Raw genomic sequence first — 12,495 nt, 5'->3', positions numbered from 1 at the left:
GATTCATATCTTTATTTGAGCTCAATTATAATTTCACTTCTTTAGATTCCATCTCATCAAAAACTGTATCCTCATACTTGTGCTTTTTACCATTTAGGATATCTTTAACTTTGACTGGCTGGCCAATTGTTGCGGATTCTAGTGCAGCAAATACAACGCCTAATGCTTCTAGGCCTCTTTGAGCACTAGAAATAGGTATCTTATTTTTACTTATTGCATCCCATAATTCCACATAGGAGTGGGCTAATGGATGTTTAACAATATCCGATGCATATCTTTCAATTAGCTCTGGTATTAGAATTCTTTTTCCCTCTTCAAGTGCTACATGCTGTCCCGGACGAAGACATCCTTTATTCCCATAAATCCACACACCTCCGGAACTTTCACCATGAGCCGATGTGGCACACATCCAATGACCAAGTCCCCTATTTTTAAATTTGAATACTGTTACTGCCGTATCCTCTCCAGTAGGTTTAATTGTCACTTCACCATTACTTAATTCTTTTTCAAAAATTTCTGTATAGGCAAAAACCTCATCAATCGCACCATTAATTTCAGTAAAGAAGTGTGTTCGATGTACACCGTGATCATTAATCCAGCCAGCCCCAGCCTTACCCTTCATATGCCTCCACGGAGTAGCAGCGAAAAATCCTCGATTTAGGGAAACTGTCGCATAATCCATGATTAAAGAAACAGAACCAATTATTCCATCTTTTACAGCATTCACCATTGCAACATTTGCTGCACCTAACACACTTGGTTCTGAAACTGTTAGGACACGATTATACTTTTTGGCATCAGAAATCATTTTCTGACCAAATGAAGGGGAAATGGCTAACGGCTTTTGCATTTGCACATTTACCCCCGCAGTAAAACAATCTTCAGCTACTGTATGATGCAAATCATGGTTAACCAGAACAGATACGGCATCTAATGGTTCTTTTTCTAACATCACACGATAATCAGAATATACAGCCGGCCGTTTTCCTAACCGTTTTTCCACCTCTAAGGCAAAATGTTCAGCTCTTTCAACCTGAATGTCACATACTGCTGACAATTCAAATGTTTCGAGTCCTTTGTTCTTTAACTCCGCTAATCCTTCAACATGTTCAATTGAAATAACTCCACATCCTATAAAGCCTAATTGCATGAAATGCCCTCCTATTATGTGTTTTATGCTCAATTAATGACTGAAAAAGGGCAGGTTCACTCAGGTTGAAAGCTGCCCTTACTCAAATAATTCATTTAGTATGAAATAACAATTAACTTCAGCAGTTCAAAAAAAGCAAGACTGGATGTAGTCATTAAAAAATCGAAGCCAATCGAACGATCGCTAACGAGGCTAATTTAACTTTCTTATCTGTAGTATATAATTCAATCCCTGTGCTTTTAGGATCAGGGAAGATTAAATCCGTGATCACCACTTGGCCATTGTTCGCAAAAATTTCGACGGAAGAACTATCAACAAAAATTTGCAGTTTAATTCTATTATTCTTCGACTTTAACGGAGCTCCATGCATACAAGGAAAATGTTCGTTAAATTCAGTAACCCCCGAGTTAATCCGATTAACAAAAAGGAATTCATTTACAGCGTCATATCCTATTATGGTTTCCTTTGAATCGGAATTTCGAATTTTGATACCAAATTCTGTTGCCGACTGCAGTTCAAATTCAGCAATAATTTCTAACCCATTTCCACTAACGTCAACTGAAACATTTTCCTCTGGTTCAAGAATGAACTGATCCCATGACCGTTTTTCCCCTCTAATCTTTTCAAGCTCAGCCACTGGAGTTTGAATAAGTCTAACGCCATCGAAGGTTTCTTTTAATGATAACTCCCTCGGAAGGGTCATGGCACTTCTCCACCCGACGGTTGGGGTTTCATTTGCATATTTCCAATTACTCATCCAACCAATAAAGAGACGCCGTCCATCTTCATGCGGAATATCTGACCAAGTTACTCCAGCATAATTATCTCTTCCATGGTCAAGCCAAAGAACTGTGTCATCAGGGTTATCATTGGTAAACGAGATACCATCAAATTCACCGATAAAATACTGTGTTCTTGAACCCTCGTCAAATGCAGTATCATTACCAATACTTACAATCATCACCCATTTGCTCGAATCCTTATTTCCGTCAACCGGTAACTTAAAGATGTCAGGGCACTCCCAGACACCAGCATGGGATCCAGCTTGAGCACCGAATTCACTAGCAAACTCCCAAGATATTAGGTTGTCTGAACTATAAAACCTTACATGGTTCCCCGCAGCCAGAACCATCGTCCACTTATTCGTATCCTCATGCCAAAATACTTTCGGATCACGGAAATCTATGATAGATTCCTCCGTTAATACGGGATTCCCCTCATATTTAGTCCAAGTACGGCCATGATCCGTACTATAGGCAAGACTCTGTCTCTGCCTTGGTCGATCTGAATCCGGATATTGGTCAGCATGTGTAAAAATCGCTACTAGACCAGAAGCACCTTGAAAAAATCCTGTTGAATCATTCCAATCAACTACCACACTGCCAGAAAAAATATCTCCATGCTCGTCAGGTTCCAATGCAATAGGAAGGTGATCCCATTGGATTAAATCCTTACTTACGGCATGGCCCCAATGCATCGGACCCCATGTTGTTCCGTAAGGATGATGCTGATAAAACAAATGGTACTCCCCGGCATAGAAAACCATCCCATTTGGATCATTCATCCAGTTTGATTCCGGTGAGAAATGATACTGCGGACGAAATTTTTCTTTCACATCAATTTTATTCATTATGATTCAATTCTCCTGTTCACATAGAATTTGGTTGTCTCTTAATGCATTAATTTCTTCCACGGATGGCATAGCCGGGATCGCCCCTTTTTTCGTTGTTGCTAATGCTCCTACCGCATTTGCAAATGATACCATTTGCTCTACATCTTCCAAACTCAAATTAGATAGCAAACGATTATTCTCAAGTATTTGATAAAGGATGCCCGCTAAAAAGGCATCTCCTGCACCTGTTGTATCGATTGACTCCACCTTATAACCACTGCATTTCCCTACTTTTTCTCCTAATCGAAAATAGCAACCCTCAGCCCCCATCGTAACGAAGATTAATTCGGTATGGTATTGTTTATAAATATAATCCGTTCCCGTATGAGGGTCTTTCGAGCCGGAGATAAATTCAAGCTCCTCTTCAGATATTTTTAAAACATTGGCATATTGTAAACCTACATTAAACATAGCCTTTGCATGACTTAAACTCTCCCAAAGATTCACTCTTAAATTAGGATCAAAAGAGATGAGATGACCCTTTTCTTTCGCATACTTAATCGCCATTAAAGTGGCAGAAGCAGCAGGTTCGTGTGTCATTGATATCGACCCGAAATGGAAGATTCGCGTATGATCTATTAACTCTAGATTGACTTCTTGCTCCTTTAGCATCATATCTGCCCCAGGATTACGATAAAAACTGAAAGACCGATCCCCTTGTTCATCTAAATGGACAAAAGCTAGTGTGGTATTTATCTCATTCGAGAACACAAGGCCTTTCGTGTTAATGTCATTCTTACTTAATACAGAATGTAAATAATGACCAAACTGATCATTACCTACCTTACCAATAAACGCAGTTTTTTTTCCTAACTTAGCTAGTGCTGCAAGAACATTTGCTGGGGCTCCTCCTGGATTCCTTTCAAACTGAACTTCACCACTTTCTGATTTCCCTGCTGGTGTAAAGTCTATCAATACTTCACCCAATGCCGTTACATCAAACATATCTACTCACCTAACTTTATAAAAAATAAGCCGAACAGAAACGAAATTCTGTTTCGGCTTGGAAGGTCATTCTTTAATTTAATAATCTACTAACTTATTCCCCAGCATTATACTTATCTAGAGCTTTTTGTTTAATGTCTAATAGTTTTGGAAGTCCGTTTTTGTCCAATTGTTTTAAATAGTCGTCCCATTGTTTTTCAATACCGCCTTTTAAAATCCATTCAGCTTTCTTTCTTTCCACATATGGTTTTACCACTGTCTCTAGTTGTGTTAATTGATCTTGATTGTCTTTACTTAAGAAAATTGGTGGATAATTATAGGTTGCTTTCATAAAAGGAACATATATTTTATGCAGGATATCAAGTCTCCAAGCAGCATCATCTGGCATGGTCGTTACCGTTCCATAGTAGTTATTTAAAACGGCCAAAGGTCCATCAACATTTGTTTTTTGTCTTATATCCCAAGGTGAAGCGGAACCAAGCGGTAAATGTTTTAGAGAACCATTGCTGGTAAGTTCAAAGATATTTTGTTGCTTCTTATCTCCATAAGTACCCCAGTTATTTTGTACAGATTGAATTGGTTCATAAGCCTTGTCAATCCATTTTGCTGTTAATTCAAGATTCTTGTTTGCACTTGTTACGACCATTCGGCCCCTATCAAAACCATATCCATTGGTCCTTGCTACATTGATCTGCCCATCTGGTCCTTTTAATGGAGGAAGTGGAACATAATCTTCATTATTACCAGAAATATTGGCTCTGTCCCATGTAAAGTATAAGCCGTAGCGACCGTTTTTCCCTTTGGCCACATACGTATTCCAATCTTGGGTAAAGGCCTCCTTATCGATTAAACCCTTTTGCTGCAGCTGGTGAAGCCATTCGATTCCCTTTTTATATCCCTCTTGGTTTGCTGTATACATGACTTTCTTATCTTCAGATACTACATAATGATCATAGTTATCGCCTGATCCGAAGGCACCTAAGAGCATAGCCGGATCTTCACCGCCATGGTTGATCATGAACGACATCGGAATGATATCATTTTTCCCCTCAGGCTTCTTTTCTTTAAACGCAATTAAGACTTTTTCTAACTCATCAGTAGTTGTCGGCATTTTTAAACCTAACTCATCTAACCATTTCTTATTAATCCAAGGTATGTCATCTAACGCTTGAATCGCTTCTTTCCCACTGCCAAGTTCCTCGATCCATGGGAAGGAATAGATATGTCCATCCGAAGCAGTGATTAATTTTTTATATTCCGGACGAGTATCTAGAACTTTCTTGAAATTTGGCATATATTTATCAATTAGTGTTTCTACAGGGACAATAACTCCTTGTTTCGCGTATCTCAGAATATCATTATCACTTAAGCCAGCATGAAAAACGGCATCCGGCAGGTCGCCGCTAGCAAGCTCCAAGTTTCTTTTATCTCCAAATTGTTCCCAAGGATAATTCGTCCAATCGATATGAACATTTGTATCTTTTTCTACTCTTTTCCAAATTAATTTATCATTTGGATCCTTTGGCGCAATTGGTGAACTTTGTGTTAAAAATTTAAGTGTCACCTTTTTATCTAATGGAAAATTGATATTTTTCAGTTCATACTTTGGTGATGAATTAGCCCCATCTGCCTCTTTTTTCGAACTGGCGGAATTCGAACAACCTGAAGCTAGTAAACTTGTAACGAGCGCTGCTGTTATTAAAAAACTCATCTTTTTCTTTTTCTTCATGATCTTTCACCCCATTTAATAGTTTAAAATTAATTTTTTAACCCTTTATTGAACCCACCATTACTCCTTTTTCAAAGTACTTTTGGAAGAATGGATATATTATTATTAGCGGCAAACTGGAAATGACAATACTTGAATACTTGACCATTTCCGCAATTTGCTGCAGCTGGGCTGTGTTTTGTGCGTCTTGAATCATGCCAGGTCTAGGCTGCATTTGAACAAGAATGGATCGAAGGACAATTTGTAAGGGCTGTAAATTCTCGCTCTTTAAATAAATCATGGCATCAAAATAAGAATTCCACTGTGCGACAAATTGATATAACACTAACACAGCTATGATTGGTTTACTTAGTGGAAGCAATATTTTAAAGAAAAACTGGATTTCCGATGTACCGTCAACAATAGCGGCTTCTCGTAATTCATCTGGAATGCCTTGAAAGTAGGCTCTTGCTAAAATAATGTTCCATACATTTACAGCACCTGGTAATAAAATGGCCCAAATCGTATCCAGCATATTTAAATTTTTGACTAGCAGATACGTTGGGATTAATCCCCCGCCAAAAAACATCGTTATAATAAAGAGAGTCATCATCAGTTTTCTGCCGACAAAATCCTTCCTTGATAATGGATAAGCGGCGAATAACGTGATTGTGACTGAAATAATCGAAAAAGCAGTGGAGTAAAAAAGTGAATTCCTAAAACCTATTAATAGTGATCCATCTTTAAATACTCGTAAGTATCCCTGAAGTGTCCATTTGGATGGATTAAGGGTAATCCCACTGTTTAACAAAGTTGCTGGATTTGTAAACGATGCCAAAATGACATAAATTAATGGGATTAAAATAGCAAATACGATTAAGGTCAGGATAATCCCGTTTGTTGTTAAGATGGCTTTATCAGCCCTCGTTTGATGCTTAAACATACCTCTCACCTCCATCTAGTAGATTTATATACCTTCTCCTTCGTTTAACCGTTTTACGATTTGGTTAACGCTGATTAGTAAAATGACATTAATCACGGCGTTGAAAAGCCCAATTGCTGTTGAGTAACCATAGTCCCCCATTTGCAAGCCAATTTTATAAACATAGGTTGGCAATATTTCAGATGTAGGAAGGTTCATTGATGTTTGCAATAAATACGCTTTTTCAAACCCAAGGCTCATGATGTTTCCGGCAGCTAAAATAAATTGAATCACCATAATCGGTTTAATCGTTGGCAAATCGATATGACGTATTTGCTTCAATATATTAGCTCCATCTATTTTTGCAGCATCAATTAAGTCTTGGCTTACATTGGAAAGTGCTGCTAAATAAACAATCGAGGCCCAACCTGCAAATTGCCAAATGTCACTTATAATATAGATCGACCTGAAATAACTAGGTTCTGTCATGAAAGAGATACTGTCTCCACCCAAAAAAGTGATGAATCGATTAACAGGTCCAACCGGTGATAGGAAAATAAAAACGATCCCAACTACAACAACGACTGAAATAAAATTTGGAGCATATAAGACTAATTGAATATTTTTCTTAATGGACACTCTTTTAATTCGATGAATCATAAGTGCTAGAATAATAGGTACAGGAAAGCCAAATATCAATCCAAAGGCACTTAATTTTAAGGTGTTCTTTAAGAGATCCATAAAATCTGGGGTGCTCATAAACTTCTCGAAATTCTTCCATCCAATCCACGGACTACCCATAATTCCTTGTAGTGGATTAAAATCTTTGAAGGCAATGATGGCTCCGTACATGGGTACATATTTAAAAATAATAAGCAGGATTAAGGCTGGAAGAACAAGGAGATATAATTGATAATTGGTCTTCATATACTTTAAATTCCTCGACATTTTGGTGCCCGCTTCTGCTTTCCTTACTTCGTTTGAACCATTCTCTACCTTTTGGTATATCTGTTCCACAATTGCTTCCTCCTCTCAGGGGTATTTTCTTCTTGTGACTTTACTTTAACAAAATGACTCCTATGAATATTTCAATATTTTCGGTTTAGGGTATTTAATATTTTCGGCACTTGAAATCGGTTACACTTGAACAAATAAAAAAACCTCTAGTTTTGAACTAGAGGTTACTTTTTATGGATTTTGTATTTGTTTTAAACTAGTGTTAATTTTCTCCACCGCTTCTTTTGCTGAAGCCCCTACATCATTTCCGCCAAGTCCAACTTCTTCAAATAAGGTCTTTAGGGCATCGCTGATCACAGGATAAGCCGCGGTAACCGGGCGGTTTTTAGAAAATTTTTGTGCTTGTTGCAAAAAGATATTTTTAGGATATTGATTAAATTCAGGAAAGTCTTTCGCAACAGAGTATCTAGCAGGTATATCACCTGTTTCCTCGACATACATTTTTATCCCTTCATAACTTGTAACATATTGGATAAACTCCCAAGCTTCGGTTGAGTATTTAGTTTTGGAGGAGATACCGAGGGCCCATCCTCCATTTGGAACAACTTGAACCTTCTCTTTTGGCAAAGGGGCAACTCCAAAATCTTCACCTAATTTAAACTCAGAACTATTTTCCAAATCCTTCAATCCCCAAGAGCCAAGAACAGCCATCGCGAGTTTCCCTGATATAAATGGGTCTGGCGGTAATTCAAAACCGGCAACTTTATCTTTATAATATAAATCTTGATAAAATTGCAGGGCTTTTAATGCCTCTTTTGAATCCAAATACCCGCTTGCAGTTGTACCATCTGGACTTAGCGCGTCCGCTCCAAACTGCCAAAGGAGAGGCATTTTAAAATAAGCGGGAGACTCGCCATCATTAAAGCCATCTGCAGGATCAATCCCATACACTCCCTTTTCAGGATGGGTTAGTTTTTTGGCAATCTGCAGCACTTCCTCCCATGTCATTGGCTTATTGGGATCGCCTGAAGGAAAAGGTATGCCTGCCTTTTTAAAAAGCCGCTTATTATAAAATAATGCAATACTAGATTCAGCGAGCGGGGCCAAGTAAATGTCCCCCTGAAAACTCATTCCTTTTAATGTCGATTCAGGGATATCCTCAATATGTCCCTCTTTTCTCATATATGAATCGAGTGATAATAATGAACCTGTATTAGCATAAAGAGCCAAGGTCGGGCTGTCAATCGTCAGCACATCCGGAGGGTTTCCAGTGGCAAGCTCGGTTCGCAGTCTTATTTCATAATCACTATAAGAAAATGATTTCATATGAACTTTAATAGCAGGATGAGCTGCTTCGAAAGAAGAAACTAATTTTTCATATGCCTTATTTTCTGCTGCATTTCCATTATTGCGCCAGAAGGTTAGCACGATTGGGTTGGTTTTATTTGGTTTTTCAACATTTTCTGTTTTACTGCTAGAGAATGTACCAAGGAAAGATAGCGCATACAAGGAACTACTTATAATTAAAATGGTAAAAGTAATCAAAGATAACCATTTTTTCATCTACATTCCCTCACCTTCCTGCTTTAAAAAATCAACTTATGAATCTAGTGAATTTCGGAACTCAACAGGGGTTTGTCCAAAATACTTTTTAAAAACGGTACTAAAATACCCTGAGTTAGAAAAGCCAGTCAAGTTTGCCACATCAATGATTTTAAGCTCTCTATCTTTCAGGAACTGTCGGGCCTTCTGTAGTCGTAATTGAACAAGATAATCGCTGAAATTCTGTCCAACAGTATGTTTAAACGTTTCGGATAAATGTGCACTATTGATATGGAAGAGTTCCGATAACATGGAAAGAGAAATTTCATTTGCGTAATGCTGTTCCAAATATTGCTGAACACTTGCTACGATCATTTTTCCGTTTGAAAAACGCGCTACATGGACCTTCTCGATAATTAGCTTTGCTAATTGAAGAAGATGCTCGATTACTTTAGTTTGCGAATTGAGTTCCCAAATGCTTTGCTGACAATTCCACATTGCCTTTTGAAAATCGTTTGTTTCCATATTATATTTTCTTGCGAGTGAGCCTAACAAAAACAACACACGATTGGCCGCAAAGGTAAAGGACATAATCGAGAGGTTTCGGTCCCCTTCCAATAAAAAGTATATATTCTCTTTAAATGTCTCGTAATTGACACTTTCAATTCCATTCGTTAACTTTCTTTCAATCTCAGGTGAAAACTCAAATACTTCTTCTTTTCCATTCGACCCATCCAAGACCTGTGATTGTGAGCCAAGTTGACTTTGACTCCATGCAAGTAGACTAGAGATATAACCTGTCTTAAAATTTGTGATTCCACAAATCACATTTCCAATTCCAACAACCGTTTCTAATTTCAAGAGTCTCTTAATCGTCTGTTGTATTTCTTTTACTAGCCTTGAAGGACTGTCTCTATTGTCGGAATCGAGAAGATGTAAAAAGTGAATCATATTTGCATAACTAGGGTCATAAAACGAATACGTTTTGGGATGATCTTTTGCAATTTCCTTACATAACATCTGAAAGGGAAGCCATAGTTCCTTTAATCGATTCGGATTGTATCCTTTCTCTCTTATTTCTACCGTAACAAATTGTACCTCTCCGTCATCATTTACAAGATCCTCTAACTGCAATTGGCGCAATCTCTCTGTTACCATGTTTAGCTCTAGCCATTCCTCTTTAACAAGGTAAAGTAAATATTGCTCCTGAACTTCTTGAAGCTGAGAATGAACAAGCCTGCGCAATCGAGCTGATTCCGCTTGGACCCTCTTCTCTTCTTCCACTTCCTCACGAATCTTACTCAATACCTCTATTAATTCATCAGGGGCAACGGGTTTCAACAAGTAGTCTTTTACCCCTTCTTTCAATGAACCTCTTACATATTCAAAATCAGAATAACCCGATAAAACAACTACTCTTACGTTCGGAAATTCTTGCTGACAACGTTTCGCTAATTCAATTCCATCCATCATCGGCATCCTCATATCCGTGATAACCACATCGATATTCAAATCCTGAAGCAATTCAAGCGCTTCCACCCCATTGGATGCCTCTCCTGCTATTTGGAATCCTTGTTCTTCCCAGTTCACTTTCATTCGTAAGCCTTTACGTATTTGAATCTCGTCATCTGTGATGATCACCTTCAACATGTCTATCACCCCGATCTGTATTGATGCATAACGTAATCCGTGTGCCTGCATTCCTTTCAGATTCAATCCTATACGAGAAATTTGGACCATAGTTAATCTTCAAGCGACTTAGTACATTCCTTAGTCCAATGCTGCTTCCTTTACTCATGAGGACACTATTACTATCATTCTTCGTTTCGACACTCATTAGATCGGAGATCACTTCTTCAGACATTCCGATCCCCTTATCTTCAATAACAATAAATACTAAATGATTACTTTGTTTGGTTTTAATAAAGATTTCTGCGGATGTCTTTTCAATAAAACTATATTTCACAGCGTTCTCTACTAGAGGCTGTAAAATAAATTTAATAATAGGGAGACTTCTTGTCTCTAAATCTTCTTCAATCTCAATGGATATAGCATCTTCATATCTTAGCTTTACTATTTCAGTGTAACTGCGGATATACATTAATTCTTCTCCCAAATTTACTACATCACTGTGCGTGTTCAAGGAGTATCTCATCATTCGGCCTAAGTAAATACTTACATCCATAACTTGTTTATTTTTTCCTTGCATAGCTAATCCACCAATAATTTCAAGCGTATTATTTAAAAAGTGTGGATTGATTTGTAGTAATAAGGCTTTATATTCTGCATCTTTTTGGCGTAAATTTGCCTCATATTCGGTTTCAATTAAAATCTTCAACCGATCAATCGTCTGATTAAAAACGGTTATTAGGTAACCCACTTCATTATTAGCTGATTTTATGGTCGGCATAAAGCGTTTGGCACCGGGAAAATCACCGTTTTCAATATACCTCATTGCTTTTGCCAACTTACCTAAGGGGCTGACAATATTCGAAGAAATCATGTAAGAAGCTGCAATTGTTATTAAAAACACGATCGCACTAGTTAACAGCAGATTCCGTTGTAAACGCGTGACCTTAGCGAATAATTCAGACTTAGTTACTTCACTAATTAAAATCCAATCGCCTACCCCTAACTTTTGATAAAAAACTAAATATTTTTCTCCATGATCATTCGTTTCGACTAATCCCTTTTGATTTTTATCATCGCTTAATTTAATTAAGGTTTGTTTCAAAACCTTTTTAGGAGTTCGAATCTTTCCAGTCAGCATATTTTCGCCATTATGATTGATCAAATAAGCATGTCCGTTTTTTCCAATCTTGGTTTTATTCAACGATGCTTCAAGCAATTTTGAAGGAAAATTCACCTTAATCATTCCATATGAAACAAATGTATTCATATCGAAGAGGGGTAAGATATAGCTATTAATGTGACCTTGAGATGGCTGAAGTAGATCAATATGCGACCTAATATATCGCTGTTTATTTTGAGAATAGTCTTTATACCAATCTACTTTATTCAAGTTTGGGATACTTCCCCAGGTCCCTGTGCCATCATTCAAAACAACTGAAATCGACATGCCATTTGAATTGTTTACCATCATCGACGATAGCAGCATTTTGAGTTGATTCTTCTGCAAGAGCCTCTGTCCTTCGGATATATTGGCATTCTTGCTTTCTAGTTTGATCCATTTTTGTGTCGTTTGGTTTACGAGTACCTGATTCCCTAAATCTTTCGCTTGCGTTGTGATGGAATCAATAAAAAGCGAATATTGGTCCATAGCCTCCACTGTCAGTTCTTTCGTCTGTTCCTCAATGATGGATGTGAACCAGCTTGGTATAATAAAGGACAATATAATTAACGGGATTGTTAATAAACAAGTAAATACGATAAATAATCGATTACGTAAGGAAAAAAACATATCAGTCCTCCTGAAGGCTTAAGTAAACCCTTACAGTTTTATGCATTTTTTCTAATCTAGTTTTATTATTAATTCAATTTAACATATCCTTTCTAGTCCTACCATTGTATTTTTATAGATTTTTCTAGTCTAGAAAATAAAAGTGACCCAAAATTGAGAAGGGGCCTCATTTGGGTCA

Annotated in this window: 9 protein-coding genes; all 9 read right to left on the bottom strand. The window is 37.5% G+C overall.

Translation table 11 applies throughout. From position 1 onward, the window contains the following. Positions 1 to 25 precede the first annotated feature (25 nt). A complete protein-coding gene (locus L1999_RS04090) occupies positions 26 to 1,150 on the bottom strand; it encodes a Gfo/Idh/MocA family protein (RefSeq protein ID WP_235742409.1) in 1,125 nt (374 codons plus the stop codon). A 154-nt stretch (positions 1,151 to 1,304) separates the two neighbouring features. After that, positions 1,305 to 2,780 carry a glycoside hydrolase family 32 protein gene (locus tag L1999_RS04085; protein ID WP_235742408.1) on the bottom strand — a complete coding sequence of 492 codons (1,476 nt, stop codon included), beginning with the start codon at positions 2,778 to 2,780 and terminating at the stop codon, positions 1,305 to 1,307. A gap of 6 nt (positions 2,781 to 2,786) precedes the next feature. Beyond that, a complete protein-coding gene (locus tag L1999_RS04080; RefSeq protein ID WP_235742407.1) occupies positions 2,787 to 3,767 on the bottom strand; it encodes a carbohydrate kinase family protein in 981 nt (326 codons plus the stop codon). Positions 3,768 to 3,861: 94 nt separating this feature from the next. Beyond that, positions 3,862 to 5,496: an ABC transporter substrate-binding protein gene (locus L1999_RS04075; protein WP_235742406.1), complete on the bottom strand. Its 1,635-nt coding sequence runs from the start codon at positions 5,494 to 5,496 to the stop codon at positions 3,862 to 3,864. A 37-nt stretch (positions 5,497 to 5,533) separates the two neighbouring features. Next, positions 5,534 to 6,418 (bottom strand): carbohydrate ABC transporter permease, encoded by an 885-nt coding sequence (locus L1999_RS04070; RefSeq protein ID WP_205175424.1) that lies wholly within the window; start codon positions 6,416 to 6,418, stop codon positions 5,534 to 5,536. A 24-nt stretch (positions 6,419 to 6,442) separates the two neighbouring features. After that, the gene (locus L1999_RS04065) at positions 6,443 to 7,345 is read right to left on the bottom strand and encodes an ABC transporter permease (protein WP_235744243.1); all 903 of its coding nucleotides are present in this window, start codon (positions 7,343 to 7,345) and stop codon (positions 6,443 to 6,445) included. Between the two features lie 240 nt (positions 7,346 to 7,585). Next, entirely contained in the window at positions 7,586 to 8,917 is a 1,332-nt protein-coding gene (locus tag L1999_RS04060; protein WP_235742405.1) for an ABC transporter substrate-binding protein, read from the bottom strand. Between the two features lie 36 nt (positions 8,918 to 8,953). Next, on the bottom strand, positions 8,954 to 10,546 hold the full coding sequence (locus tag L1999_RS04055) for a response regulator (RefSeq protein WP_235742404.1): 1,593 nt from the start codon (positions 10,544 to 10,546) through the stop codon (positions 8,954 to 8,956). Next, positions 10,521 to 12,317 (bottom strand): sensor histidine kinase, encoded by a 1,797-nt coding sequence (locus L1999_RS04050; protein WP_235742403.1) that lies wholly within the window; start codon positions 12,315 to 12,317, stop codon positions 10,521 to 10,523. Before L1999_RS04050 ends, L1999_RS04055 begins: the two co-directional genes overlap by 26 nt. Positions 12,318 to 12,495: the final 178 nt, after the last annotated feature.

The organism is Neobacillus drentensis (genome assembly GCF_021560175.1).
GTDB classification, from domain to species: domain Bacteria; phylum Bacillota; class Bacilli; order Bacillales; family Cytobacillaceae; genus Neobacillus; species Neobacillus drentensis_A.
This window is presented reverse-complemented; position numbering and strand designations above follow the sequence as displayed.